We start from the raw sequence: 24,499 nt of genomic DNA on the forward strand, positions 1-24,499 counted from the left end.
GTGTGCACACGGTCAGGATCGAGACTGCCCTGTACGACGACGTCGAACTCGTCTATCAGGACGACTCCGTGGCCGGCTACTACCTGTCGACGCCATCCAGCCGCGTCACGTTCGTTCGCACCGGACCGCAGACCGCGGACAGGACTCCCCTAGGCACCCGACGGTCCACAGATATTCGCGCGACGGTCGGCGGTGACCCGATTGCGGTGCAACTGGGGTCCGCACGAGTCGTGAAACGCTCGTATCGAGTACGTCTGGCCTACCGAGACCGCGTACTAATGCTTGCCGCGAAAGACCTCGAGTCCAGCGCACTGATCCGCGGCGACACGGACCGCGGCAACGACTCGTTCGGCGACCTCACTCGCGAGTACGACGGCGGAGTGAGCGCGTTCTGGGGCCTACCGTTCACGTTCTTGCGCACGAAGCTCGAACCGCCGACGCCGACGGCGGACGAAGCGTTGGTCGGCATGACCGCCGCAGCGGCATTCGGCACCGGAGGACTGTCCGTCACCACGATCGCAATGAGTGCACTGAGCTCTGTATTGCCTTGATTCACAACGAAAGCCGCCACTCGAGGTGAGTGGCGGCTTCGTTTCGGGGTGGAGCTGAGGGGAATCGAACCCCTGACCTTCTCGATGCGAACGAGACGCGCTACCAACTGCGCCACAGCCCCGTTTGCCGTCGTCTCGACCGGCTGGGCAACTCTAGCAAAGCCCCTCGGGACCGCTGTTACGCGCCCTGTGCCCGACGGAAATCGCCGTCATCGTCGCGGCGTGCCTGGAACGGCTCCTCGTAATGATCGAGATGCTCGAACTCCGGGTCCTCGTCGTCGATCTCGAGCACCACGGCTCCGGGTCGACGCAGACGCTGCGGCACGAGTTCGAGCTCTTCGTCGGTCTCCGATTCCACACCGAGGCGCGAGCGACCCATGCGGGTGAGTCGTCGTCGACGAATCTCTTCTTCGATCTGCACCTGCCTGCGCAGGTAGTACAGGTATCCGACGAGGACTGCGACGGACAGTCCGCACAGCCACCACACCGTCGGGGAGATGATGAACGCCAGTGCCGCGGTCGTGATGGCGGCGAACACCAGGCCGAGAACCGCGCGCTGACGGAAGGCGTATCGGGCGGCCCGGGCGATGGCGTCGGCCTCGGGATCGAATCCGCCGCGGCCGCGTCGGCGAGGCACGAAGTCGTCGTCGACGACTCCCGGCTCGTGTGCGGGAGAGCTCGCGCGAGGTGCGTCGTGGACCGGTTCGTCGCGTTCGAGGTCGTTTTCTTCTTCTGCGTGAGTGTCCATGGGGTCCTCCGCGGTACCGGGTAGATCGGGTGAGTCCGAACGAATCGACGCGAATTTCGGGCCGAAGATCTCGCTGGCGGGCGCGGAGACCCGCAGGTCGTCCTCCGGCCGCCAGTCGGGATCACTGCGGTGGCCGGTCGCGGGGCCGCGCTGCTTGCGCTTGGTGCCACCCCGATGCAACACGCGCGTGGCGAGTGCTGCGTCCGTGGTCTGCATGATCTGCGGACGCTTGGTCATCAGCATGGGAAGAAGAACGAAGAGCCAGACGGCCACGAGACCGATCCAGATGATCGAGTTCGGCATCGGCGATGTTCTCCTTCCTCAGGCGACAGCGACAGTCGAGACGCCCTCAGGTTATGTGGAGCAGGTGCGAGAACCCCGCAGACGCGCCGACCCGAATTACACTCCTGTCACTTTGACAACATCTGCAACCGAACACCGTGGAGTGAGCGCTATGCCCACGCAGCCCTGCCCGCGCGGACCAATCGATCGACGACCGATCCCTGCACCTCTCCCGAGGTGATCGCGACGAGTTTGTGGTCGCGCCACTCGCCGTCGACGTCGAGGTACTTGTAGAGCAGGCCCTCTTCGCGGAAACCGACGTTGCGCAGCACGGCCTGGCTGGCGAGGTTCTCCGGACGCACCGTTGCCTCGACGCGGTGCAACCCGACCGGTCCGAAACAATGATCGAGTCCGAGCGCCAGCGCCGCGGTGGCGACACCTTTGCCGTTGACTTCCTTGGACACCCAGTACCCGATCCACGCCGACCGGAGCGCGCCCCGCACGATGTTCCCGGTGGTGATCTGCCCGCAGAATTCGCCGTCGACCTCGATCACCATCGGCAGCATGTGCCCCTTGCGTGCCTCGGACTTCAGGCCCGAGCACAGTGTGGGCCACGAGGAGATGTGGTGTCGGGAATTCCAACTGCCCTCACCGCTCGGCTCCCACGGCTCGAGGTGTGCGCGGTCCTGGGTGCGGATTCGACTCCAGGAGGCTGCGTCGCGCATGCGGACGGGCCGAACCGTCACCGTTCCCCCGGCCACTCGCACTGGACCCAATTTCGCCGGCCAACCCGGGTGGCTCGACCACGTTCGCGGCATCAGTCGATCGTATGCGCTGCGCGTGTGAGCGCGTGCGTCAGCCGCGCTGAGCGAGGAACGAGACCTTCACTTCTTCGCCGGTTCGGATCTCGGTGACGTCGGGATCGATGACGACCAGGCAGTTCGCCTCCGCGAGTGTCGCGAGCAGATGAGACGACGAGCCCGGAGCACCGCCGAGAGCCTGGACGAGATATTCGCCGGTGCCCTCGTCGCGCATCAGTTGCCCTCGCAGGAATCCCTTGCGGTCCTCGATCGATGTGATCGGTGCGACGGTCCGCGCGGTGACGGTCCGGCGCAGTGGCTGGCGACGGCCGAGTGCGATGCGAATGAGTGGACGGACCATCACCTCGAACACCACGAGCGCGCTGACGGGGTTGGCAGGCAACAGGAACGTGGGCACCTCGTCGCGTCCGAGCTGGCCGAATCCCTGCACCGAGCCGGGGTGCATGGCAACCCGCTCGACTTCCATGTCCCCGAGTTCGCCCAGCGCCTCACGGACGCCATCGGACGCGCCTCCGCCGACCGCGCCTGCGATGACGACGATCTCGGAGCGGATCAGCTGGCCTTCGACCACTTCACGCAGTCGCTTGGGGTCGGTGCTCACGATGCCGACGCGGTTCACGTCGGCTCCGGCATCGCGTGCTGCAGCAGCGAGGGCGTAGGAGTTGACGTCGTACACCTGGCCGGGCCCGGGGGTCCGATCGGTATCGACCAACTCCCCGCCCACCGAGATAACCGACAACCGCGGACGCGGGTGCACCAGCACCTTGTCGCGTCCGACGGCGGCCAACAGGCCGACCTGCGCGGCACCGATGATCGTTCCCGCCCGCACGGCCACGTCGCCGGGTTGAACGTCGTCGCCGATCTTGCGCACGTAGTCACCCGAGCGAACCGGACGGAACACCTTGACACGGGCGCGGCCGTTGTCGGTGCGATCCAGCGGCAGGACTGCGTCGGCCAACGTGGGCAGCGGCGCGCCGGTATCGACCCGCACGGCCTGACGCGGCTGCAGCCGGATGGGCTGACGCGAACCCGCGGAGACCTCGCCGACGACGGGCAGCGTCAGGTCGATGCGCTCGTCTTCCTCGTTACGCAGGTCGGTACCCGCGGAGGCGACGTCGACACTGCGTACGGCATAACCGTCGATCGCGGCCTGGTCGAAGCCGGGAAGGGGACGCTCGGTGACCACTTCCTCGGCGCAGAGCAGACCCTGCGCTTCCGAGATGGCGACCCGAACAGGCCGTGGAGCCACCGCCGCTGCGGTCACCCTGGTCTGTTGATCTTCGACCGAGCGCATCTGGCCCTTCCTCTATGGCATCGACCCGCGATGCTATTCGTACGTCGTCAGTTCCGGTGCCCAGCTGTCGCTCAAGCGTTCGTTCAGCCATTCACGCAGCGCGGGACCGTAGTCGTCGCGCTGCAAAGCAAAGTCAACCGCAGCGCGTAGGTATCCCCCGGGATTTCCGAGGTCGTGTCTCGATCCACGATGCACCACCACGTGAACGGGATGGCCCTCCTCGATCAGAAGTGCGATGGCGTCGGTCAGCTGCAATTCGCCGCCGGCACCGGGCTCGATGCGTCGCAACGCGTCGAAGATCGCGCGGTCGAGCAGATAGCGGCCCGCGGCAGCCAAGTTGGACGGTGCCTCTTCCTTCTTGGGCTTTTCGACCATGCCGGTGACTTTGAGGACGTTCGGATTGACGGCATCGGGCACGATTTCGACGGAGAAGACGCCGTAGGACGAGACCTTGTCGTCGGGAACCTCGATGGCGCACAGCACCGAGCCGCCGCGCTTGGCGCGCACCCGGGCCATGACGTCCAGCACGCCCCGCGGCATCACCAGATCGTCGGGCAGCAGCACCGCGACCGAATCCTCGTCGTCGTCGAGTGCTTCCTCGGCGCATGCGACGGCGTGACCGAGTCCGAGCGGTTCGTGCTGAATGACCGATTGCACGTCCAGAAGCTTGGGGGCGACGCGTACCTTCTCGAGCATTTCGAGCTTTCCGCTCGCTTCGAGCTTCTTTTCCAGAACGAGGTCCTCGACGAAGTGGGCGACGACGCCGTCCTTGCCGGGAGAGGTGACGATGACCAACCGTTGTGCACCGGAATCTGCCGCTTCTCCGGCGACGAGCTCGATACCGGGAGTGTCGACGACCGGAAGTAGTTCCTTCGGAACGGTTTTCGTGGCCGGCAGGAACCGGGTACCCATGCCTGCGGCGGGGACGATGGCCGTGCGGAAGTGCACAGGCGTGGCGGCGGTCGTCGCTGAAGCGGCTTCTGTCATGGTGCTCACCCTATCCGTGGTTTCTGGAGATTGGCTCGGCGTGTGCCCCGTTCGACCCCCGAGTGCATATCGTTGAACGACAGCACGAGAGGGAGAGTGAACCGTTGTGAGCGTTCCCGAATTTTCGGAGAACACGCCGAAGGATCTGTGGCGGGAGCATGTCCTCGCCGAACGCCGACTGCTCGACGATGCGCAACGCGCGATGGAGTCCTCCGCACTCTGCCATGCCGTCGGCGAATTGGCGGCCGAACACTCGGTCGTGGCGGCGTACGTTCCGATCGGCCGGGAGCCGGGGTCGATCGAGATGCTCGACGCGATGGCCGCGGCCGGAGCCACGGTTCTGCTGCCGAGTGCCCATGAGCCGGGGCCGCTGAAGTGGGCGCGTTACGAGGGTCGCGATGCGTTGGTGCGGGCACCGTACGGGCTGCTCGAGCCGTCGGGTCCACTACTAGAGCCCGACGCCGTCGGGCAATGCTCGGTGGTGCTGCTACCTGCGCTGGCCGTCGATCGCCGCGGTGTTCGGCTGGGCCGCGGAGCCGGGTTCTACGACCGGACTCTCGACCTGTGCAACCCCGAGGCCATGCTGGTCGCCATCGTGCGCGACGAGGAGCTGTTCTCCCGGCTCCCGGCCGAACCGCACGACCGCCGCGTGACGCACGCGCTGACTCCCGGCGGCGGGCTCGTACGCTTGAGTACGGAATAACGCTACGATTCGATTCGTTGGCACTCCTGACTGTAGAGTGCTAATGCTCTCCCCAGTTTCGACGAACAGACAAGACACCGGCGGTGTTCGGCCTCGGCCAGCAGAGCGCGAACCTCCTCGGTGACCAGCGCGGAGGAAACACGATGCCCACCTACTCATACGCCTGCACCGAGTGCGACAACCGCTTCGACATCGTCCAGTCCTTCACCGACGACACGTTGACGGTGTGCCCGGCTTGCTCCGGCAAGCTCCGCAAGTTGTTCAATTCGGTCGGCATCGTCTTCAAGGGCAGCGGCTTCTACCGCACCGACAGTCGGGGCAACTCCGGCACCGCCAGCGAAGGCGCGAGCGAGAAGAAGTCCGACGCCGCGGCCACGAAGTCGGAGACCAAGAGCGACTCGAAGCCGGCCGAGAAGAAGTCGTCGGATTCGTCCTCGTCGAGCAGCTCCTCCTCGTCCTCCACCACGAAAGCTGCTGCCAGCCAGTAGTTTTCGGATCCATCCACAGGCCGGTCTGTTATCCACAGGCCGGCCTTTTCGGTCTCTTCAGGCCAGTTGGGACCGCTACCGTTCCGGTCATGGCTGCCCGCAAGAACCGACTGGACTCGACGCTGCTCGACCGCTTCGCTCAGCGTCCCGCGTGGGTGGGATCGGTGAAAGTTCGACGCATCGCCGCGGGCATTCTGGTGGCCGTCGCAGTCCTGCTGTTCGTCGACGACGCCGCAGGCGACGATCGCGTCCGCGTCGTCACGGCCGGCCGCGACCTGACGCCGGGAACGATACTGACGGCGGCCGATGTTGCCGTCGCCGAATGGGATTCGGCCACGGTGCCCGACGGCGCAGTGCTCGATTCCGTCGACGTGGACGGGCGGACACTGACCGGCCCGGTTCGAGCAGGCGAATTGCTCACCGATGTCCGACTGCTGGGCTCCCGAACAGCCACCGCGGCGGTGGGGGTCGAGGCACGCGTCGTACCGGTGCATCTCGCCGATGCGGGCGTGACCGACCTACTCAGAGAAGGCGACCGGGTGGACGTCCTGACCGTCGAAACTCAGGAGAATCCCGACGCCCCACCTGCAGCTCGGATACTGGCATCGGGGGCGATGGTGGTGCTCGTCTCCGCCGAGGCCGGCGGGGGTCGGCAACGAGATCGGGTGGTGTTGCTCGCCCTACCGACCGAGGATGCGACGACGGTGGCGGCCGCGTCGCTGGTGAGCGCTTTGACGGTGACATTGCATTGAGTCGGTGCCCGGGCGATTCACGGGGTCCGAAGTCGATCGATCTGGGTTAACGTCTGGCGAGACCGAAACATACCAAGAGATCGGAGAGCGGCTCATGCTGAAGGGATTCAAGGACTTTCTGTTGCGAGGCAACGTGGTCGACCTCGCGGTCGCAGTCGTCGTCGGCGCAGCATTCACGGCAATCGTCACTGCGTTCACCACGAACATCATCAACCCGTTGGTCGCCGCTGTCGGTGGCAGCAACGAACTCGGGTGGGGAATCAAGATCCTCAGTAGTAACGACGCCACGTTCATCAATATCGGCGCGGTCATCACGGCGATCATCAACTTCATCATCATCGCCGCGGTCGTGTACTTCGTGCTGATTCTGCCGGTGAACACCGCGAAGAAGCGCTTCGTCAGCCAGCCGGAGAAGGAACTGAGCGACGTCGACGTGCTGGTGCAGATCCGCGACATTCTCGCGGGTGGAACCACTGCAGGACAGAAGCTTTCGACGGCGGCCGACACCACAGGCGGCAGCGGCGAAGCAATCGATTCCTCCTCCCCCGACCTCGGCAAGCACTCGAAGGACTGACACCGGTCTGCTTCAACGAATGAATGCGCCATTCACGCTGTCTGACAGCGTGGATGGCGCATTCATTCGTTGTGGGGCGTGCGACAGGCCGAGAGGGGCCCGTCAGGCGATCAGTTGGTGAACGTGGTCAGCGGTAGCTCGTCGAGCGTGATCGAGGTGCCATCCGCCTCGCAGGCGGACTTCACTGCTGCGCCGTTGTCGACGAACGCCTTGCCCGACTCGCTGTCGGGTTCCGACAGTTCGAGCGTGTCAGCCGGAATGGCGTCCGCGAACGTCGTCATCGCGCTGGCGACGTCACCGGACGCGGTGCCGGACAGTGACTTCGCCTTGTCGACGGCCGCCTGCTTGTCCGCAGTCCACTGCTCGATGTTGGCTGCCGACCCCGGGCCCGCCTTCACCAGACCGACGAACGCATTGTGGTCGGCTGCGAAAGAGTTGCACACGTCGGTGTTCTGACCGGTGGCTGCCGAGTCGTCACCACCACTGCAACCGGTGAGCAACCCGAGAGCAACGACGGCTCCGGCGGCGAACACTGTGAAACGGGCTTTCGGGTAAGTCACTGCTTCTGCGCCTCTCTACATGTCGAACTGCGTTCGAGCCGAACATAGTTCAGGCCCGCACGGAGAATCCGTGCGGGCCTGAACCGGAAGAACTAGGAAACCAGAATCAACCGATCGAGATCAGTTGAGGCGAGTTGCCGGGCCGTACGTGGTGATCGAGTCACCCTTTGCACTGAGCAGGGTGACGTACGGACGAACCGTGACGTTGCCCAGGATGCCCGTAGCGGTGCCGTGGACGCCGGCGAGCTGGATGGAGCCCTGAGCGCCTGCAGCGTCACCCTCGGTCTTCGAGATGTTCGCCTCTTCGTTGAAGGTGGCGATTGCACTCTCGGACTGAACGACGCCGCCGCCGGGAGCGAGATCGATGGTCGCGGTTGCCTGCGGGATCAGCTGAACGCCGATGTCGAGGTTGCTGTTGGAGGTGGCCTCGGTGCTGATCGGGAGGTCAAGGAGATCGCCGGCACCGATGTCAGCGATGTCGCCGATGGTTCCTTCGATACCCGTCTTGGAGCTGTTGCCACTGCCGATGCCGAGCTTGGCCGAAGGCGAAGCCCACTCGACCGACACGCCGCCGTCGAGGCTCAGCGGGTAGCCGATCTGCAGGCCGGCGGTGAGGGTGCCCTCGAAGTCGTCAGCCGTGGGTCCCTGAACGTCGAAGGATGCGCGGCCGTCGTAGAACCACTCACGGGTGAGCGGGTTTCCGTCGAGAGGCGCAACGCCGCTGACGAAGGAGTCGGACAGCGTCAACGTCACGGTGTTGCCATCGGCGTCGACGATGGACTTCGCGCTGTCGACAGCGGCAGAAGCGGTTCCGGTACCGAGCACCAGGCCGACTACCGAAGCGCTGGCAGCAACTGCGACGCTCATGGACTTGAGTCCCCGGCTGCGCCGCGACTTCTGGATCTCCGTCATTTATTCCTCATCATGTTCAGTCCCAGCGCGGTGTCGCACGGGGAAGCTTGTGGCTTTCACCCTCGAACTGAATCGCACGCGTCAGTGTGTGCGAGCCCGAGCCGGATGGAGCCTGAAGGCCACATCCTCGATCGATCTGTTCCGAGATGAAGGGCGCGGCACCGGTTGGTCCCACGCCCTGATCCCTTGGAAGCTGAGGGGAACATTAGAGGAGATGCCTGACCGTGACAATCCCTACGATCGACGCCCAAACGTTGCCATCTCGTGATGTGTTTCGTCGGCGTGAACATCTTTCACACCCGTGTTAGCGATAACCTGCGTCACAGCATCTCCCGAGAAGTCGAAACCGTTACACGTGCCGATCAGGAGTAAAACGACCCTGATATGGGAAGACGCAGCGGGAGTCCTGTCCGGATTGCACGATTGGACCGTTCCACATCCCGCCTGTGGTGTCCGTTTTCGGCGGCTTCGCCCGGCACTACCGCCGGGTAGGTCGCTAACGACAGGTAAACGACTAACTAACAGAGCTGTCATTCCAGCCAGCAAAATGTGTTGTGGATCACACTAAAAGTAATGGGGTGGTCGCTGCTGCTTCAACCAATCGACCGACAAAGAGTCGCCATCGGGCCCGTCGGCCCGGTCGTCTCCCGTGGTCTCCGGCAGCACGTCTCCGAAGATACGAGCGAGCCGGGCCCGTTCTGCTCGGGCCCGGCTCGCTTCGTCGTCCGGTCGATTCTCGATCGGCTCGTCGTTCATCGCAGTGCCTACGCGTCCAATCCCGACAGCTCGGCAATGACCTGACTCGCCAGCGGAGTCAGCGTCGCCATGCCGTCACGGATGGCCGCACGGGACGACGCAAGGTTGACCACCAGCGTGCTGCCCGATACTCCGACCAGCCCCCGCGACAGGCCTGCGTCCAACGATCCGGCTGCCAGACCGGAAGAACGTAGCGCCTCACTGATTCCCGGTATCTCGCGATCGAGCACCTCGGCCGTGACGTCGGGAGTGACGTCGCGAGGCGAGACACCCGTGCCGCCGACGGACACCACCAGATCGACACCGCCGATCACCGCGGTGTTCAGCGCGTTCCGCACGTCCACTTCGTCGGCCGTCACTGCCACCACACCGTCGACCAAGAAACCGGCCTCGGTCAACAGTTCGGTCACCAGCGGACCCGTCGAATCCTTCTCGTTGCTGTGAGCAGTGCGGTCGTCCACGATGACGACCAACGCGCGGCCGGCCAAAGGTGCGTCGAGTTCCATACCGCTCACCGTAGTAGTAAGGCCCGTACCCGGCTCACGCTGTGCGTAAATAGTTGCAATGGTTCCGTGCCTACCGGCTTCCCTGAGCATCAGCGACCGCCCGGGAACGACGGGATCTGCAGTGACGGGACCTGCGCGGCGGGTGCCGCAGCCGGCTCGGCCGTGCCCAGCGTCACGTCGACGGTCTTCTCGCTGCCACCGTCCGTGTAGGTGATCTTCACCGAATCGCCGGGTGCATGCGAGCGCACTGCCGCGATCAACGCGTCACCGCTGGCGACGATCCGATCGTCGACCTTGGTGATGACCGCGCCCTTCGGAATGCCTGCCGCCGCAGCCGGGCCACCCTCGGTGACCTCGACGACGGTTGCGCCGTTGGCATCGTCCTTGGACGGCACCTGCACACCGATCATCGCTTGGGTGGCCTTTCCGGTGGTGGTCAGCTCGTCGGCGATCCGCTTGGCCTGATCGACCGGGATCGCGAATCCGAGACCGATCGAGCCGCTCTGCGCGCCGGAGCCCTCACTACCGCCGAGAGTGGCGATGGCGGTGTTGATGCCGATCAACTGGCCATCGGTGTTGACGAGAGCGCCACCGGAGTTGCCGGGGTTGATGGCCGCGTCGGTCTGAATGGCGTCGATCACCGAGTTCTGGTTGCCGGACTCACCGGACGTCGATACCGGGCGGTTGAGCGAGGAAACGATGCCGGTGGTGACGGTACCGGCCAGGCCCAGAGGCGAGCCGATGGCGACGACCTGCTGGCCGACCTCGAGGTTGGACGAGCTGCCCAACTCGATCGGCGTCAAATTCGTCTTTCCTTCGGCTTTGATGACGGCCATGTCCGAGACGGAGTCGGCACCGACGATGGTCGCGTCGGCCACCGACCCGTCGGCGAACGCGACGGTCAGCTTGCCGTTGGCCCCTGCGCCGGTGGCCACGTGGTTGTTCGTCAGGATCAGACCGTCACTGCTGAGGATGACGCCGGAGCCCTCACCTTCCTGCTGCGAGCCCTTCACCTGAATCTGCACGACACTGGGCAACACCTTGTTCGCGACGGCCTGAACGGAACCGTCGGGGAAATTGGCGGCCGGCTGAGCGGCGGTGATCGGTGAGTTCAACGAATTGGTGACACCGGCGTTGTTGCCGTTGGCGTTGTTGGTCGCGATGGCACCGACAGCGCCGCCGATTCCGCCGCCCACGAGAACGAGAGCAATCGCTCCGGCCACCAGAGCAGACCGACCCGGCCGGGACTTGACGGTGCCGGATGTCGAATGCGGTTGCGGCGCAACCTGTTGGGGCTGCGCATGCTGGCCCGGGTTGTGCTGACCGGCCTGCGAGTCGCTGTGCTGGCCATAGGGGCCGTAGCCGGGTTGGTACTGATTCTGCCCGTAGCCCGCGTACTGCTGCGGGTAGCTCTGCTGGGGATGCGCCTGCTGGGGCGGGAACTGCTGCGTGGGATTCTGCTGCGTCGGATTCTGCTGGGTGGGCTGCTGAGCCGGCTGCTGCTGGGTGGGCTGGTGCTGAGTCGAGGGATCGTGCTCGCCGCCGTGTGAAGCCCGGTCCGCAGGATGATGCTGTGCACCGGCATCCCGTCCGGGCTGTTCTGGTTCGTTACGGTCGTCGCTCATCGCTGTTGCTTCCTTCGATAGAGACCTCGGCTTCGAGGTCGCCCGCCTTCTTGCTACTCACTGTGCAGGGCGGTACTGAGAGCGCGCTGAGACTCGCCTATCAGTTTGCCGAGAGTGTCTCGTGGTCCGCGGCACCCTCACCGGGCAACACGATTCGAATGAGAGCTCCACCCCGCTCGGACACCTCGACGGCAATCGTGCCGCCGTGTTTGACGACCACCTGTCGCACGATGGCAAGTCCCAGACCGGATCCGGGCATCGAACGCGATGCCGTCGAGCGATAGAAACGCTCGAAGACGAGTTCGCGGTCTTCCTCCGGAATGCCGGGGCCCGCGTCGTCCACCGTCAACTCGAGCAGGCCTTCACCGATCTGCCGCATGGCAATTCGGACTTCTCCGCCGCTGGGGCTCCACTTGGCCGCGTTGTCGAGCACATTGAGCACTGCCCTCGATAGGCCCGCCTGATCTCCGTAGACGAACCACGGCATGAGCGTGGCATCGAAGTCGATCTCGTTGCGACGCCTGCGAGCTCGTTCGAGGCTGCGCTCGACGGCATCGGCCAGGTCGACCCGCTCGAACACCGTCTCGGGTGCGTCCTCGCGTGCAAGGTCCACCAGATCACCCACCAGCGTGGACAATTCCTGGATTTGCGCCACCACGTCGGTTCGCAGTTCTGCCATGTCCTCGTCGGGAATGGACGGTGCACCCGGACGCCCGGCCGCGATCAACAGTTCCATGTTGGTGCGCAGCGACGTCAACGGCGTTCGAAGTTCGTGCCCGGCGTCGGCGACCAATCTGCTCTGCCTGCCCCGAGATTCGGCCAGCGCGCGGAGCATCGTGTTGAAACTCTCGGTCAACCGGGCCAATTCGTCGTCGCCCGTCACCGGGATAGGCGTCAGATCGTCGGTACGCGCCACTCGCTCAGCGGCCGCAGTCAATCGTGCGATAGGCCGTAAACCGGTGCGCGCCACGGCCATGCCCGCACCCGCCGCCAGCACGACACCACAGGCACCCACGATCAGCAGAACCCACGCCAAACGATCCAGCACTTCTCCGGTGGGCAGCAGTCGCTGCGCCACGATCAGGGTGCTGCCGTCCTTGGTACGCAGTGCCAGCACCCGCTGATCGTCGAGTGTACGCAGCGACGAAGCCTGCTCTCCGCGCACCACAGCAAGTTCCGAATCGCCGACGGGCACCTTGGGCCCGGGCGGGTTGTAGCTGGTCATGTCGGGGTAGATCAACGCCACACTGACATCGGTGCTGTACAGCGTGGCACCGGCCACGAACCGTGGGTCGTAGGACACCAGGTCCGATTCCGCCAATGCCGATGCGCGAGAACGCAACTGCGTGTCCACGTCGCCGTACAGCGCGCGCGAGACCACGGTGTAGGCAGCGATGGCCATGACGGCCACCGCGATCGCCACGACGGACGCAGCCAACAGCGTCACCCGCCACCGCAGCGACACCGATCTCGTCAACGGCGTCGGTGGCCGCATCGGTGCCGGCGGAAGTGCGACACCGTCGGGCGTCTTGCGCCCGAACGAACTGCCTATCACGGGGGCGTCTCGCGCAGGACGTATCCGACACCGCGAACGGTATGGATCAGCCGCGACTCCCCTTCGGCCTCGGTCTTGCGCCGCAGATACCCGACGTACACCTCGAGCGCGTTGCCGGAAGTCGGGAAGTCGTAGCCCCAGACCTCTTCGAGAATGCGACTTCTGGTGAGCACTCGGCGCGGATTGGTCATGAGCATCTCGAGCAACGAGAACTCGGTCCTGGTGAGGCTGATCGAACGCTCGCCGCGCGAGACCTCACGGGTGACCGGGTCCAACGACAGGTCCGCGAACGTCATGGTCTCCGAGTCGATGCCGGCTTCCATCGCTGTGCGCCGCAACAATGCCCGCAGCCGAGCCAGGAGCTCCTCGAGCGCGAACGGCTTGGGCAGGTAGTCGTCGGCACCGGCGTCGAGACCGGCTACGCGCTCGGACACCGAATCACGCGCCGTCAGCACCAGGATCGGTAGGTCGTCGCCCACGCTGCGCAATCGCCGACACACCTCGAGGCCGTCGAGACGCGGCATCATCACATCGAGCACCAACGCATCGGGACGCGCCGCAGCTACCTGTTCCAGGGCATCGAGGCCGTCGACCGCCAGGTCCACGGTGTACCCGTTGAACGTGAGCGATCTGCGCAGCGATTCGCGCACCGCTCGATCGTCGTCGACCACCAGTATCCGCATCGGTACAGTTTGTCCTGGTCGACTGAGACACGGCTGAGAGGGGTGGTCGGTCGGTACGCGCTCCGGCAGTCGAAGCTCACAACGTAGGTAGGTTCCGAGCCTGCGGCAGATTCCATTTACGCCACAGAGCGAGCAATCTCAGGCCGGTCGCCAGTATCGTCCCCGCGACCAACCCGACGTTCTCCGGCAGAGTGAGCGCCTCGGCCACCACGACGGCCGTCGCGCCGAGCAGCGCAGGTAGGGCATACAGGTCGCGGTGCAGCAGCAGGGGAACGTCGTTGACGAGGACGTCCCGGATGACGCCACCGGCTACGGCCGTCGTCGTCCCGATGAGCGCTCCGGACAGGGCACTACCGCCGACACTCAGGGCGATCGTCGCGCCCGTCGAGGCGAACAAGCCCATCCCGAACGCGTCGAGCACGAGCACACCCCGGCGCACCTTGCCCATCTGCCGATGCGCGACGAACACCACCAGCGAGGCGAAGAACCCGACGGTGACGTTCGGCCAGGTGTCCAGCGACGTCGGTGGATGGATACCGAGCAGCACATCGCGAACGATGCCGCCCCCGATGCCCGTCGTGATTCCGACGACGCAGACCCCGAACAAGTCGAGTCGTCGATATACCCCGACCAGTGCACCCGACGCCGCGAAGACTGCGATACCGATGTATCCGAGGAGGTCGAGAAGCACCGAACGAGCATGTCATGCGACTGACAGCTGCTTCACAGCAACGTCGAAACGCTGTCACAGCCTCCAGGAGCACGGTTGCGTTGTCAGAGAGCGCCGACGAGTAAGGACGAAGACATGGGTATCGGATTCAAGAAGACGATCGCCACCCTCGCAGTGGCTGGGGCACTGACCCTCGGCGGCGGCGCTATCGCCGACGCAGCACCCGACCGCGCGACGCTTCCCGCAGTGGCCGGAATGACCGAATCGGACGCGGTGCAGGCGTTGTCGGATGCAGGCTTCTCCGACGTCAGCTCCGACTACGACCGTCCCGACGCGACGGTCGTCGGAACCAACTTTCAAGCCGGTGACAAGGTCAGCGAGAACGCCGCCCTCCTACTGATAGTCGGTGCCGGCTAAGTCAGCCGAACCGTCCCGTCGTCGTCGACGCTCCAACCGGGGTTGTGGCAGATTTCCCAGATGACTCCGTTGGGGTCGGCGATGTGGGCGTGATAGCCACCGAACGATGTTCGCTGAGGTGTCTTGATCGGTGTCGCGCCCGCCGCGAGAGTGGCCGCGAACATCGCGTCGACGGCTGCCGCGTCGTCCACGTTGTGCGCCAACGTGACCGAGCCGAGGTCGTGCTCGCGCGGCGGCCGTCCCAGATCCCCGTCGAACGCGGTGGCGTCGTACAGACCGAGCACCGCACAGGGCCCGATCTGGAAGAACAGGATTTCGCCAGGAACGTCGAGCAACGGCGTCCACCCCAGCCCGTCGCAGTAGAACGTTCGGGCTGCATCGAGATCCGCAGTGGCCAGAGTGGTGAAATGAACTTGCTGCTGCATCGCCCCATTGTTTCAGGCGATAGTCTCGATCGGGTGCCGTCCGGCACATTCGAAGTTCTCGAACCGAGGTGACCCGAAGTGCCGATCGTCGACAATGCCGTCTACGTCGAGGGAAAGCGGACCGCAAATCCGGAGAGTCTCGACATCACGTTCGAGTGCATGCGTGACCGCCACGGCATGGCGTGGTTCGGCCTGTACCGTCCCGAGATCAGCGAAATCAACGCGGTAGCTACGGAATTCGGGCTTCACCGACTCGCCGTCGAGGATGCCATCGCGGCACATCAGCGGCCGAAGCTCGAACGCTACGCCGAGCAACTGTTCGTCGTGCTGCGGCCCGCCCGATACATCGACGAGACCGAAAAGGTCGAATTCGGTGAATTGCACATTTTTCTCGGAGCCGATTTCGTCGTCACGATCCGTCACGCCGAATCACCCGAACTCGGCCTCGTCCGCCACCGGCTGGAGGAATCGCCCGAGTTGCTCGCGCTCGGACCCGAAGCCATTCTGTACGGAATCCTCGACCAAGTGGTCGACGAGTACGTCCCCGTGGTGAAAGGACTGCAGACCGACATCGACGAAATCGAGGATCAGCTGTTCACCGGCGATCCCAGCGTATCGCGGCGCATCTACTCACTGCTGCGTGAGGTTTCCGAATTCGACCGTGCTGCAAAGCCTCTGGTGGAGATGATCGAATCCCTCAAGCGCGGGTCCGACAAGTATCACGTCGACGTCGAACTGCAGCGAAATCTTAGGGACGTGCTGGACCACGCAATCCGCGTCTCCGACCGCATCGAGTCGTTCCGATCCAACCTGCAGAACGCGATGACGGTGCACTCCACCATGGTGGCGCAGCAGCAGAACGAAGAGATGCGGAACATGACGCAGGTAAGCCTGGAGCAGAACGAACAGGTCAAGCGCATTTCATCCTGGGGTGCAATACTTTTCGCGCCCTCGCTCATCGCCGCGATCTACGGCATGAACTTCGAGGACATGCCGGAACTGAAGTGGCACTTGGGTTATCCACTGGCGCTGGTCGCCATGGTGATCTGCTCCAGCGCGCTCTACGTGGTGTTCAAACGTCAGAAGTGGCTGTAGAGCGGCTGCGCCGCACGTGAGTGGAAGTTCGTAGCAGGGGTCGAAGTTCCACTCACGTGGGCGCTCAGGAGGAACCGAAGATCGGGCCCACCGCGATGTCGCGCTCGAAGGTGAGGCGATCGAATTCGTTGCCGTATTCGTCGATCGCTCCGATGGACATCGTGCTGGCCTTGATACCCGGAATACCCGGCACCACATCGACTCTGACGAACGAGTAGTTCAGGAATCTCACTCGCGACCACGTGATGGACTCGGCCGACTTGGTGCCGTCGGGTGCCCATACGTAGCTGTTCGGAACAGCCGTGTCCGGCAATTCGTGGCCCCGGTAGCTGACGCCCTCGCCGTCCTGGAACGTGTAACGCGGACGGCCACCTCCGCCGACGGTGTAATACACGGTGCCGTCGGTCTTTCCGCGAACCGTGGCGTTGTCGCCGGCGACCCGCGTCGCACGGTTGGAGCGGATCGGATCGGTGCGCTCGAACACGTGGTTATGCGCCTGGAGCACCACGTCGACCTCGTACTTGTCGAACAGCGATACCCACGCGTCACGTACGCCGCCGTCGCTCGCATGCGTCGACGTGGTCGAGTAGGCGCAGTGATGAAAGAAGCAGACGATGAAGTCGATGTTCGGGTCTGCCCGATACTTGGCGAGAGTCTGCTCCACCCAGGTGTTCTGGGCTCCGCCGCTGTAGCCGGTGTTGGCCTTGATCTCGTAACTGACGTCGTTGGCGTCGAGCGAGAGCACCGCAGTGTTGCCGTACACGAACGAATACGCCGACGGGCACCCCTTCGGGCCAGTGCTGGGCTGATCTAGACGTGCAGCGTGGCCGCCGTATCCGTTCGGGCTGTACAGCGCCTCCATGTCGTGATTGCCGGTGGCGAACAACCACGGTGCAGTCGATGCGCTGGCCTCGATGGCCTGAAAATAGCCATCCCAGACGAAGGGATTGAACTTGTCGAATCCCTTCGGTGGCGTCTTGCCGTGGCCCGCGAACTGCGGTGGCAGACCGGCACCCGACGGATCCGCGTAGGCGATATCGCCGGCAAGAATGTGGAAGTCCGGACGCGACGCCTCGATCTGACGATTGATGTTGCGCGCGTGCTTGACCGTCGGTTCGTTGTCGGCCTTGTAATACAGGTCGTCGTAGTCACCGGCGACCAGACCCGCTGGCTGCGAGGGGGTCTCGTCGACCCCTTGGTCCCCCATCATGGTGAAACGGAACGGGGCAATGCGTCCGGTCGGCAGCGCGGGAGATGCGCTGCGAATGTCGCTGACGAAACCGTCCGCGGTACGCCATCGGTAGTAGTGCGGCAGCTTGGGCGTCAGATTGTCGACGGGCACGTGCACGTAGTACTGCTCGGCCGACAGGATGCCGCCATCGGTCTGCGGAACTTGGCTGACGAGGTTGCGCACCTCGGCGGAGGTCGTGGCTCCCAGTGCAGGCGTCGGGCCGTGATCGAGAAAGACACCGGTGATGCCGGGATTACGGGAAAGCTGAGCGGAGAATCGCAACTGGGTCGCCGGATCGTTGCCGAAGCCCATGTGTCGACCGGCCACCGCCAGCGGAGCGTCCTGCGCATAGGCGGTGCGAGTGAACGCCGAATTACCGACGCCCACCGCGGCTGCCGTCGCTGCGGCACCCACCAGGAAGTTACGTCGACTCACCGGGTGTCGCCGCAGGAACGACCGATGCCAGTCATGCTGCTCGGCCATCGTCATGTTCTCGGCGAGCGTGCCCGGAATTCCGGTCGCGACGGTCTCGCCTGCGGGATTGAGCGTCATGAATCGATGGTGACCGCCGAGCCCTCTCGGGCGCTGAACAGAAGAGCGCATTACAGGTGAACAGACGGAGAACAGCGAGGCACAACAGGACGAACGAGGACAATCCCGTCGAGAACGAAGGCCCCCACCGGACCAAGGACAACGGCGGTTCCGAAAGGCCGCAACCTCACGCAACACTGCGGTAAAGATCGGTAGATATCCAGGCACACGAGCGCCAGTCAGAGCTCCAGACCTATCCGAGTAGACAATCGCGACAATTTACTTGCCCATTCGGTGGACAACCAGCGCGCCGACGGCCGTACGCACTGCTACTGTGAGCACGAAACTTGAGGTCAGCGCCCGTTGGCTGAAGTTCGACGTGAGTTATACACCTCCGGTGATTGCACGCGCCCCCGTGGCTGCAGCCAGTCAACGGGAGCCAACAGTTGAAAACCGAGGAGAAGTCATGCTGAAGAAGTCGTTGACCGTAGCTGCACTGTCCATTGCCTGTGCGGTCGGATTCGCCCCGCTGGCGCAGGCCGCCGACGTGCCCGATTTCAAGGACAAGATCGAGGGCAAGTCGATCTCCGCCGCGCGAGCAATCATCAAGGACAGCGGCAACCTGATGCTGATCAAGCGCGATGGACCCATCAACGGGTGCGACGACGCAGATCGCACAGCGACGGCCCTGCGCTCGGTGTACTTCGCGCCCATCGACCGCAGCAACGTGACCATCACCTTCTCGTGCCCCGAAGAGGAGTGAGTCTTCTCCGCCCCTAACGCCACGAAGGACGCGCACCGAGAACATCTCGGTGCGCGTCCTTCGTCGTTCAGCAGGCCCCTGCGCCCTCAGGTCCCCTTGACGTTGAGGATCTGACGTAGCTCGTGCTCGACGCTCACCAGGTCGCAGGCGTCCTCCATCACGACATCGATGGACTTGTAGGCGTCGGGAATCTCGTCGATGAAGTCGGCACTGTCGCGAAACTCGATCCCCTTCATCCGCTCCTGCAAGTTCTCGTGGGTGAACCGCTTCCTGGCCTCGGTCCGAGAGAACTGTCGACCGGCACCGTGGGGTGCCGAGCACAGGCCGGCCTTGGAACCCTTACCGGCGACCACGTACGAACGCGTCCCCATCGACCCCGGGATGATCGCCTTCACACCCTCGTGTGCGTCCACCGCACCTTTACGGGTGAGCCACACGTCCTTGCCGAAGTGCGTTTCCTTCACCGTGTAGTTGTGGTGGCAATTGATCCGCTCGACCTCGCGGTGGTTGTCCGTTCCCATCCATTCGGCAAATACCGCGCCGAACCGGTCCATCATCTCGGCCCGGTTCAGGTACGCGAACCGCTGCGCCCACTTCAGATCTCTGATGTACTGCCCGAATTCACGAGAGCTCTCGGGCAGGTACGCCAAGTCTTTGTTGGGCAACGAGATCCACCACTGCGCACACAGACGCTGCGCAATCGCGATGTGCTTCTTCGCGATCTTGTTCCCCACGCCCCTCGACCCACTGTGCAGAAACAGCCACACCTGATCGGTCTCGTCGAGGCACAACTCGGCAAAGTGATTGCCGCCGCCTAACGAACCGAGCTGCTCCCGCCACTGCGGTGAGTGGTTCAGCTCTACACCGTCCCTGGCCGCCAACTCATCGAGTTCGAGCAGCTTTGGCGCAGTGAACTGCCATCGATCGACACCGACGTTGTAGTTGCCGGGCGAGAGGGGGATGCTGGCCTCGATGGCGAGTCGCAAATCCTTCAGGTTCCGTCCGTCGAGGTCATCAAGGGTGAATTCTGTTCGGACACCGATCATTCCACATCCGATGTCGACACCGACGGCAGCCGGAATGACAGCGCCCAACGTCGGAATGACTGTTCCTACAGCACTTCCCATGCCGCTGTGCGCGTCGGGCATCAGAGCGACGTGCGGATGCACGAACGGCATCGATGCTGTTTCGCGAGCCTGCTCGAGCGTCTTGTCCTCGAGCTGTGACGCCCAGCTGAGCAGCCGTAAGCCCACCTTGTTCGGGGGCATGATGTTCCTTTCTGCCCCCTCGTCGAGAGAGAGAGCTATTCGATGGGTCGCTGTTTGCCGGTGAGAGCAGCACACAGCTCGGATGAATAAGCGCGCAGCACAATGCTCGGACGGACTCTCGTGTCGAGATCCGCGCAGGGCAGACAAGTGGCGCGCATGGCGATGACCCTATCGAGCTGAAAGTCTCCGACGCGAGCTAATTAATTCGACGGCGAGGATGGGAGACGGGACAGAATGCACAGAAGTGCGCCGCTCGGACGGGATCCCGTCGATGTGCGTCGCTATTGTGCATTCCGTCCCAAAAAGCGAAACCTACACGCCCCCACCGAATGCGAGTCCCAGTAGATACGTCGCCCCGGCCGCGCCGTATCCGATGGCGAGTTGTCGCAGTGCGCGCTTGACGGGCGGACCGCCGCTGAGTAGTCCGACGATCAGGCCCGTACAGATCAGCGCCAGTCCGACGAGCACCGCTGCAACGGCAAGGGCGACATAGCCTTCGAGACCGAACAGGTACGGCAACACCGGGATGACGGCACCGGAGGCGAAGAAACAGAAGCTCGCTGCGGCGGCACCGAGTCCGGTTCCGATGGATTCGTGCTCGTCGATGTCGGTGGCCGGTTCTTCGACGGCGGGGAGCAGTCGGATGACGTCCGCGGCTTTCGCGTCGGCTTCCTCGTGGGTCATTCCGCGAGCGCGGTAGACGAGGGCGAGTTCGTTGGCGTCGACGTCGAGGTGTTGAACGGCCTCATTCGCGGCGCTGTCGGGCGACGATGCCTCGAGCAGTTCGCGTTGTGAGCGCACCGAGACGTATTCGCCTGCTCCCATCGACAGCGCGCCGGCGAGCAGGCCGGCGAGTCCGGTGACCAACACGATCTGGTTGGACACTCCGGATCCGCTGATGCCGAGCACCAGGGCGAGGTTGCTGACCAAGCCGTCGTTGGCACCGAACACCGCAGCGCGGAAGGTTCCCGAGAGTCGATTACGGCCGCGGGCAGCCAATGCCCGGATGACCTCGGCGTGGATTTGCTCGTCGGCCGTCATGGCGTCGGTGGCATCCGCGTCGGTCGCGTAGGGCGAGCGGGTCTCGGCGCGTTGCGCGAGGGCGAGCACGAACACCGATCCGAAGCGGCGCGCCAGCACGCCGAGGATCCGGGTACGAATGTCGCCTTTGAGTGGCATCCCGACGCGATCGCCGAGCAGATTGCGCCAATGCTGTTCGTGGCGGCCTTCCGCGTCGGCCAACTCGAGCAGAATGTCGCGTTCCTCACCGCTGCGCCTACCCGCCAGGTCGCGATAGACGGCGGCCTCGGCCCGCTCGTCGGCGAGGTACTGCCGCCATCGCTTGACGTCCTTCGACGAAGGTTCTGTTCCGTCCATCGAGCAAACGTACCGGGCTCCGCCCTCGTGCGCGTTGTGCGTACCTGGAAGGGCGCACAACGCGCACGAGGGGGGCAGTCAGCTCGGGTCGTAGACGCCGGTCTGAACTGCTTTGACCAACCTGCGCGGCACTCTGAACTCTCGACCCTGAAAACGCACCGTCACCAGATCCGGGGCGACGGCCTTCCACTGTGCCCGTCGGCTACGCGTGTTGGAACGCGACATCTTTCTCTTCGGAACAGCCATGTCTCACGCCTCCTTTCGGCTTCGACGGCCGTAGCGCTTCTCGAACTTCTCGACGCGTCCCTGGGTGTCCATGACGCGTGTCGCCCCGGTCCAGAAGGGGTGCGATTCGGACGAGACGTCGACGACGATCAGGGGGTAGGTGTTGCCGTCTTCCCACTCGGTCTCGCGGGCGGACGTGACGGTGGATCGAGTGAGGAACTTGTTCCCGGTGCTCGAGTCCTGGAACACCACCGGATGGTAATCGGGGTGGATGCCTGGCTTCATTCTGTTGCCTCTCGTGACTGGTCTGCGTACGGGGATTCGCTGCTCTCGCAGGGGTCTTCGTGCCATTGGCCGAACGGGTCGGTCCACGTGGCCCACTGAGCGGGATCGGTCATCTCGTCGTCGGACACCAACGCCCACTGCAGAGTTCGGTCGATCTCGGTGGGGTCGGCCTGATGTACCAAGATCACCAACGACGTGTCTCGATCACCGAAGTGCTCGTCCCACCGCAGCGCAGCCATCGCTCGCCTGGTGGTGTCGACGCGATCCTGTTCCACCGGAGTCATTGCCGCAAGCCACTTTCCGGCGCTCGCCACCCGTAGTCCGCCGCCGGCCGATTCGATCCACAGCGCTTCGTCGGGTTGCGTGGCCACCCATGCCCGTCCGCGAGCGGTGACGACGCCGTCGAGCAACACGTCGATGGCCTCGTGCAGTCGTTCGGGATGGAACGGCCGAGTTGCGGTGAACTCCACGAGTGCGACTCCGCAGTCGACGGACAAGGGCGGCTGGCCGCGCAGCAGCGGCGAGTGAGCGTCCGTGATCTCACCGCGCCGGGCATCGAAGGGAACGGACGCGAGAACTGCTGGGCCGTCGACCATCGAGTCCTGAGAAACCCAGACGACGGGTGCGTTCGGTGCCAACCGCGCGAGGACAGCCGCGAGCCGGGCGCGCTCCCACGCGTCGACATCGGGACCTGCGGTGACAACGAGCGCGTCGGAGTAGTCCACCTGGCCTACTACCAACTGCGCGACGGTTCGATCGTCGTCGCCGCTGGCGACGATGCCGCGGTCGGCCAAGGTGTCGTCGCCGGTGGCGTCGGCCAACCAGGTTGCGGCGTCGAGGCAGCCGATCACGGCCTCGATACGGACGTCCCTCGAGGCCGGTCCGTCGATCTGCCCCACCACGTCGGCGACGATGACGTTGTCCACCGCCCAGCACAACGCCTCGGGCTCGAGCGCAGGGTCCAGTACGAGCACGATGCGATCGACACTGCTGCGGGTCGACAGTGCACGCAACAGCGGCAGCAGGTCCTCGCGCAGCGTGCAGGAGACACAGCCGTGCGCCAGTTCCAAGATCGTCTCGCGCGGGTTCTCACCCAGGACGAACAACGTTCGGCGTACGACGCCCTCGGTGACGCGGCTCAGGTCGTGGCGGACTGCGACAGTTCCCGGCGCGAGCAGCGATGTCACGACAGCGTCCATGGCTCCGGTCCAGCCGGAGACGAGGACCATCGGGGTTCGATCGTCCGGTGATGTGTTCACGAGCGCCTTTCTTCTCGACAACGATTGTCATTCTCTGAGGATGCACGCTACATTCGCTTGAACGCTTTGTCGAAAACGATTGTCATAACGGCAAGAAAGGAGTGCTCATGTCAGCGCACTGCCAAGTCACCGGCCGCACCCCCAGCTTCGGAAAGTCGGTCTCGCACTCCCACGTGCGCACCAGCCGCAGGTGGGATCCCAACATCCAGCGCAAGACCTACTACGCCCCCAGCCTCGGACGCCGCGTCACCCTCACGCTCTCGGCCAAGGGCATCAAGACCATCGACCGCGACGGCATCGACGCCGTGGTGGCCAAGATCCGCGCACGTGGGGAGAAGATCTGATGGGCAAGAGCACCGACGTCCGCCCCATCGTCAAACTCAAGTCGACCGCGGGTACCGGCTACACCTACGTCACCCGCAAGAACCGCCGGAACGATCCCGACCGACTCGTGATGAAAAAGTACGACCCGGTCGTCCGCAAGCACGTCGATTTCCGAGAGGAGCGCTGACCGGTGGCCAAGAAATCGAAGATCGCGAAGAACGAGCAACGCAAGGTCGTCGTCGCCCGCTGGGCAACGCGTCGCGCCGAGCTCAAAGAGATCATTCGCAAGCCCTCGAGCAGCGATTCCGAGCGCGCGGAGGCCCAGGCGGCACTGCAGCGTCTGCCACGCGATTCGAGTCCGGTACGATTGCGCAATCGTGACGCTGCGGATGGACGTCCGCGCGGTTACCTACGGAAATTCGGGCTGTCCCGCGTGAAGATGCGCGAGATGGCTCACCGCGGGGAGCTGCCAGGCGTCCACAAGTCGAGCTGGTAAGGGAAAAGGTAGAGATGGCAGTCAAGAGAGCACCGTCGAAGAAGGTCCGCGCAGAGGCGGGTCGTCGACCGAAGAAGAACCCGTTGAACGCCGCCAAGGTCACCACGGTGGACTACAAGGACATCAACCTTCTTCGTCAGTTCATTTCCGACCGCGGCAAGATCCGTAGCCGCCGGGTCACCGGGCTCACCCCGCAGCAGCAGCGCCAGGTCGCTGTCGCAGTGAAGAACGCTCGTGAAATGGCATTGCTGCCGTTCACCAGCCGCTGAATCAGCTTTCGAGAAAGGCCACGTAGCCCTGGGCTACGTGGCCTTTCTGTCGTTCCTAGCAAGAAAC

General features: G+C 64.2%; 30 protein-coding genes and 1 tRNA gene. 12 read left to right on the forward strand and 19 right to left on the reverse strand.

Annotated elements, in window-relative coordinates:
- Nucleotides 1-2: 2 nt before the first annotated feature.
- A complete protein-coding gene (locus CH281_RS15340; RefSeq protein WP_027496056.1) occupies nt 3-551 on the forward strand; it encodes a hypothetical protein in 549 nt (182 codons plus the stop codon).
- A gap of 49 nt (nt 552-600) precedes the next feature.
- Here the strand turns inward: CH281_RS15340 and CH281_RS15345 are convergent.
- The 5 genes from CH281_RS15345 to CH281_RS15365 form a co-directional block, all read right to left on the reverse strand.
- Nucleotides 601-673, reverse strand: a tRNA-Ala gene (locus CH281_RS15345).
- Nucleotides 674-729: 56 nt separating this feature from the next.
- Nucleotides 730-1,602, reverse strand: a complete 873-nt coding sequence (sepX, locus tag CH281_RS15350) for a divisome protein SepX/GlpR (RefSeq protein WP_032371228.1) — start codon at nt 1,600-1,602, stop codon at nt 730-732.
- A gap of 149 nt (nt 1,603-1,751) precedes the next feature.
- Nucleotides 1,752-2,399, reverse strand: coding sequence for a GNAT family N-acetyltransferase (locus CH281_RS15355; protein WP_032364078.1), 648 nt, complete (start codon nt 2,397-2,399; stop codon nt 1,752-1,754).
- A 37-nt stretch (nt 2,400-2,436) separates the two neighbouring features.
- Nucleotides 2,437-3,696 (reverse strand): molybdotransferase-like divisome protein Glp, encoded by a 1,260-nt coding sequence (glp, locus tag CH281_RS15360; RefSeq protein WP_027496053.1) that lies wholly within the window; start codon nt 3,694-3,696, stop codon nt 2,437-2,439.
- 33 nt (nt 3,697-3,729) lie between these two features.
- Nucleotides 3,730-4,683: a UTP--glucose-1-phosphate uridylyltransferase gene (locus CH281_RS15365; RefSeq protein ID WP_027496052.1), complete on the reverse strand. Its 954-nt coding sequence runs from the start codon at nt 4,681-4,683 to the stop codon at nt 3,730-3,732.
- A 106-nt stretch (nt 4,684-4,789) separates the two neighbouring features.
- Between CH281_RS15365 and CH281_RS15370 the strand changes: the two genes are divergently transcribed.
- The 4 genes from CH281_RS15370 (at nt 4,790) to mscL (ending at nt 7,200) form a co-directional block, all read left to right on the forward strand.
- Nucleotides 4,790-5,386 carry a 5-formyltetrahydrofolate cyclo-ligase gene (locus CH281_RS15370; RefSeq protein ID WP_094694731.1) on the forward strand — a complete coding sequence of 199 codons (597 nt, stop codon included), beginning with the start codon at nt 4,790-4,792 and terminating at the stop codon, nt 5,384-5,386.
- A gap of 143 nt (nt 5,387-5,529) precedes the next feature.
- Entirely contained in the window at nt 5,530-5,874 is a 345-nt protein-coding gene (locus CH281_RS15375) for an FmdB family zinc ribbon protein (RefSeq protein WP_027496050.1), read from the forward strand.
- A gap of 89 nt (nt 5,875-5,963) precedes the next feature.
- Nucleotides 5,964-6,626, forward strand: coding sequence for an RcpC/CpaB family pilus assembly protein (locus CH281_RS15380; protein ID WP_032388588.1), 663 nt, complete (start codon nt 5,964-5,966; stop codon nt 6,624-6,626).
- 94 nt (nt 6,627-6,720) lie between these two features.
- On the forward strand, nt 6,721-7,200 hold the full coding sequence (mscL, locus tag CH281_RS15385) for a large conductance mechanosensitive channel protein MscL (RefSeq protein ID WP_032371230.1): 480 nt from the start codon (nt 6,721-6,723) through the stop codon (nt 7,198-7,200).
- Between the two features lie 110 nt (nt 7,201-7,310).
- Here mscL and CH281_RS15390 read toward each other — a convergent pair whose 3' ends face one another.
- The 7 genes from CH281_RS15390 to CH281_RS15425 form a co-directional block, all read right to left on the reverse strand.
- Complete coding sequence (locus CH281_RS15390) at nt 7,311-7,760, reverse strand: hypothetical protein (protein ID WP_094694733.1); 450 nt, start codon at nt 7,758-7,760, stop codon at nt 7,311-7,313.
- Between the two features lie 120 nt (nt 7,761-7,880).
- Nucleotides 7,881-8,672 (reverse strand): MspA family porin, encoded by a 792-nt coding sequence (locus tag CH281_RS15395; protein WP_094694735.1) that lies wholly within the window; start codon nt 8,670-8,672, stop codon nt 7,881-7,883.
- Between the two features lie 764 nt (nt 8,673-9,436).
- Nucleotides 9,437-9,934 carry a MogA/MoaB family molybdenum cofactor biosynthesis protein gene (locus tag CH281_RS15405; protein WP_197077495.1) on the reverse strand — a complete coding sequence of 166 codons (498 nt, stop codon included), beginning with the start codon at nt 9,932-9,934 and terminating at the stop codon, nt 9,437-9,439.
- 89 nt (nt 9,935-10,023) lie between these two features.
- Nucleotides 10,024-11,559, reverse strand: a complete 1,536-nt coding sequence (locus tag CH281_RS15410) for a S1C family serine protease (protein ID WP_080735530.1) — start codon at nt 11,557-11,559, stop codon at nt 10,024-10,026.
- 100 nt (nt 11,560-11,659) lie between these two features.
- Entirely contained in the window at nt 11,660-13,054 is a 1,395-nt protein-coding gene (locus CH281_RS15415) for a HAMP domain-containing sensor histidine kinase (protein WP_094666207.1), read from the reverse strand.
- A 56-nt stretch (nt 13,055-13,110) separates the two neighbouring features.
- Nucleotides 13,111-13,797: a response regulator transcription factor gene (locus CH281_RS15420; protein ID WP_027496041.1), complete on the reverse strand. Its 687-nt coding sequence runs from the start codon at nt 13,795-13,797 to the stop codon at nt 13,111-13,113.
- 76 nt (nt 13,798-13,873) lie between these two features.
- Nucleotides 13,874-14,488 (reverse strand): trimeric intracellular cation channel family protein, encoded by a 615-nt coding sequence (locus CH281_RS15425; RefSeq protein WP_032364082.1) that lies wholly within the window; start codon nt 14,486-14,488, stop codon nt 13,874-13,876.
- 114 nt (nt 14,489-14,602) lie between these two features.
- Here CH281_RS15425 and CH281_RS15430 point away from each other — a divergent pair, with 114 nt between their 5' ends.
- Entirely contained in the window at nt 14,603-14,884 is a 282-nt protein-coding gene (locus CH281_RS15430) for a PASTA domain-containing protein (RefSeq protein ID WP_032371235.1), read from the forward strand.
- Here the strand turns inward: CH281_RS15430 and CH281_RS15435 are convergent.
- Complete coding sequence (locus tag CH281_RS15435; RefSeq protein ID WP_094644505.1) at nt 14,881-15,309, reverse strand: VOC family protein; 429 nt, start codon at nt 15,307-15,309, stop codon at nt 14,881-14,883. The genes CH281_RS15430 and CH281_RS15435 overlap by 4 nt on opposite strands.
- Nucleotides 15,310-15,387: 78 nt before the next feature.
- Here CH281_RS15435 and CH281_RS15440 point away from each other — a divergent pair, with 78 nt between their 5' ends.
- On the forward strand, nt 15,388-16,404 hold the full coding sequence (locus CH281_RS15440; RefSeq protein WP_094694737.1) for a magnesium and cobalt transport protein CorA: 1,017 nt from the start codon (nt 15,388-15,390) through the stop codon (nt 16,402-16,404).
- A gap of 64 nt (nt 16,405-16,468) precedes the next feature.
- Here CH281_RS15440 and CH281_RS15445 read toward each other — a convergent pair whose 3' ends face one another.
- Nucleotides 16,469-18,187, reverse strand: coding sequence for a metallophosphoesterase (locus tag CH281_RS15445; RefSeq protein WP_094694739.1), 1,719 nt, complete (start codon nt 18,185-18,187; stop codon nt 16,469-16,471).
- Nucleotides 18,188-18,632: 445 nt separating this feature from the next.
- On the opposite strand from CH281_RS15445, the gene CH281_RS15450 reads away from it, so the two are divergent.
- A complete protein-coding gene (locus CH281_RS15450; protein WP_032381732.1) occupies nt 18,633-18,929 on the forward strand; it encodes a hypothetical protein in 297 nt (98 codons plus the stop codon).
- An 86-nt stretch (nt 18,930-19,015) separates the two neighbouring features.
- Here CH281_RS15450 and CH281_RS15455 read toward each other — a convergent pair whose 3' ends face one another.
- The 5 genes from CH281_RS15455 to mrf all read right to left on the reverse strand — a co-directional run bounded on the left by CH281_RS15455 (nt 19,016) and on the right by mrf (nt 23,313).
- Nucleotides 19,016-20,197, reverse strand: a complete 1,182-nt coding sequence (locus tag CH281_RS15455; RefSeq protein WP_094694741.1) for an RtcB family protein — start codon at nt 20,195-20,197, stop codon at nt 19,016-19,018.
- Between the two features lie 312 nt (nt 20,198-20,509).
- Nucleotides 20,510-21,574: a VIT1/CCC1 transporter family protein gene (locus tag CH281_RS15460; RefSeq protein ID WP_048319434.1), complete on the reverse strand. Its 1,065-nt coding sequence runs from the start codon at nt 21,572-21,574 to the stop codon at nt 20,510-20,512.
- A 78-nt stretch (nt 21,575-21,652) separates the two neighbouring features.
- Nucleotides 21,653-21,820, reverse strand: a complete 168-nt coding sequence (gene rpmF / locus CH281_RS15465) for a 50S ribosomal protein L32 (protein WP_032388658.1) — start codon at nt 21,818-21,820, stop codon at nt 21,653-21,655.
- Nucleotides 21,821-21,823: 3 nt separating this feature from the next.
- On the reverse strand, nt 21,824-22,084 hold the full coding sequence (locus CH281_RS15470; RefSeq protein ID WP_032365913.1) for a type B 50S ribosomal protein L31: 261 nt from the start codon (nt 22,082-22,084) through the stop codon (nt 21,824-21,826).
- Nucleotides 22,081-23,313, reverse strand: a complete 1,233-nt coding sequence (gene mrf, locus CH281_RS15475) for a ribosome hibernation factor-recruiting GTPase MRF (protein ID WP_094694743.1) — start codon at nt 23,311-23,313, stop codon at nt 22,081-22,083. Before mrf ends, CH281_RS15470 begins: the two co-directional genes overlap by 4 nt.
- A 137-nt stretch (nt 23,314-23,450) precedes the next feature.
- Here mrf and rpmB point away from each other — a divergent pair, with 137 nt between their 5' ends.
- Genes rpmB through rpsR form a run of 4 tightly spaced genes read left to right on the forward strand, consistent with a single transcriptional unit; the run spans nt 23,451 to nt 24,432 of the window.
- Nucleotides 23,451-23,687, forward strand: coding sequence for a 50S ribosomal protein L28 (gene rpmB / locus CH281_RS15480; protein WP_032365915.1), 237 nt, complete (start codon nt 23,451-23,453; stop codon nt 23,685-23,687).
- Nucleotides 23,684-23,854, forward strand: a complete 171-nt coding sequence (gene rpmG, locus CH281_RS15485; RefSeq protein WP_170944568.1) for a 50S ribosomal protein L33 — start codon at nt 23,684-23,686, stop codon at nt 23,852-23,854. Before rpmB ends, rpmG begins: the two co-directional genes overlap by 4 nt.
- 3 nt (nt 23,855-23,857) lie before the next feature.
- A complete protein-coding gene (rpsN, locus tag CH281_RS15490; RefSeq protein WP_027496028.1) occupies nt 23,858-24,163 on the forward strand; it encodes a 30S ribosomal protein S14 in 306 nt (101 codons plus the stop codon).
- Nucleotides 24,164-24,177: 14 nt separating this feature from the next.
- Nucleotides 24,178-24,432, forward strand: coding sequence for a 30S ribosomal protein S18 (gene rpsR, locus CH281_RS15495; protein WP_008719028.1), 255 nt, complete (start codon nt 24,178-24,180; stop codon nt 24,430-24,432).
- The last annotated feature ends 67 nt before the right edge of the window (nt 24,433-24,499 follow it).

This window comes from Rhodococcus sp. 06-221-2 (genome assembly GCF_002258365.1).
Classification (GTDB): Bacteria; Actinomycetota; Actinomycetes; order Mycobacteriales; family Mycobacteriaceae; genus Rhodococcoides; species Rhodococcoides fascians.

Bases quoted from the DNA above. Each gene is read 5' to 3' on its own strand.
- sepX (WP_032371228.1), bottom strand. From the start codon at position 1,602: ATGCCGAACTCGATCATCTGGATCGGTCTCGTGGCCGTCTGGCTCTTC.
- CH281_RS15355 (WP_032364078.1), bottom strand. From the start codon at position 2,399: ATGCCGCGAACGTGGTCGAGCCACCCGGGTTGGCCGGCGAAATTGGGT.
- glp (WP_027496053.1), bottom strand. From the start codon at position 3,696: ATGCGCTCGGTCGAAGATCAACAGACCAGGGTGACCGCAGCGGCGGTG.
- CH281_RS15365 (WP_027496052.1), bottom strand. From the start codon at position 4,683: ATGACAGAAGCCGCTTCAGCGACGACCGCCGCCACGCCTGTGCACTTC.
- CH281_RS15375 (WP_027496050.1), top strand. From the start codon at position 5,530: ATGCCCACCTACTCATACGCCTGCACCGAGTGCGACAACCGCTTCGAC.
- CH281_RS15380 (WP_032388588.1), top strand. From the start codon at position 5,964: ATGGCTGCCCGCAAGAACCGACTGGACTCGACGCTGCTCGACCGCTTC.
- mscL (WP_032371230.1), top strand. From the start codon at position 6,721: ATGCTGAAGGGATTCAAGGACTTTCTGTTGCGAGGCAACGTGGTCGAC.
- CH281_RS15395 (WP_094694735.1), bottom strand. From the start codon at position 8,672: ATGACGGAGATCCAGAAGTCGCGGCGCAGCCGGGGACTCAAGTCCATG.
- CH281_RS15405 (WP_197077495.1), bottom strand. From the start codon at position 9,934: ATGGAACTCGACGCACCTTTGGCCGGCCGCGCGTTGGTCGTCATCGTG.
- CH281_RS15410 (WP_080735530.1), bottom strand. From the start codon at position 11,559: ATGAGCGACGACCGTAACGAACCAGAACAGCCCGGACGGGATGCCGGT.
- CH281_RS15415 (WP_094666207.1), bottom strand. From the start codon at position 13,054: ATGCGGCCACCGACGCCGTTGACGAGATCGGTGTCGCTGCGGTGGCGG.
- CH281_RS15420 (WP_027496041.1), bottom strand. From the start codon at position 13,797: ATGCGGATACTGGTGGTCGACGACGATCGAGCGGTGCGCGAATCGCTG.
- CH281_RS15430 (WP_032371235.1), top strand. From the start codon at position 14,603: ATGGGTATCGGATTCAAGAAGACGATCGCCACCCTCGCAGTGGCTGGG.
- CH281_RS15435 (WP_094644505.1), bottom strand. From the start codon at position 15,309: ATGCAGCAGCAAGTTCATTTCACCACTCTGGCCACTGCGGATCTCGAT.
- CH281_RS15445 (WP_094694739.1), bottom strand. From the start codon at position 18,187: ATGACGCTCAATCCCGCAGGCGAGACCGTCGCGACCGGAATTCCGGGC.
- CH281_RS15450 (WP_032381732.1), top strand. From the start codon at position 18,633: ATGCTGAAGAAGTCGTTGACCGTAGCTGCACTGTCCATTGCCTGTGCG.
- CH281_RS15455 (WP_094694741.1), bottom strand. From the start codon at position 20,197: ATGCCCCCGAACAAGGTGGGCTTACGGCTGCTCAGCTGGGCGTCACAG.
- CH281_RS15460 (WP_048319434.1), bottom strand. From the start codon at position 21,574: ATGGACGGAACAGAACCTTCGTCGAAGGACGTCAAGCGATGGCGGCAG.
- rpmF (WP_032388658.1), bottom strand. From the start codon at position 21,820: ATGGCTGTTCCGAAGAGAAAGATGTCGCGTTCCAACACGCGTAGCCGA.
- CH281_RS15470 (WP_032365913.1), bottom strand. From the start codon at position 22,084: ATGAAGCCAGGCATCCACCCCGATTACCATCCGGTGGTGTTCCAGGAC.
- mrf (WP_094694743.1), bottom strand. From the start codon at position 23,313: ATGGTCCTCGTCTCCGGCTGGACCGGAGCCATGGACGCTGTCGTGACA.
- rpmB (WP_032365915.1), top strand. From the start codon at position 23,451: ATGTCAGCGCACTGCCAAGTCACCGGCCGCACCCCCAGCTTCGGAAAG.
- rpsR (WP_008719028.1), top strand. From the start codon at position 24,178: ATGGCAGTCAAGAGAGCACCGTCGAAGAAGGTCCGCGCAGAGGCGGGT.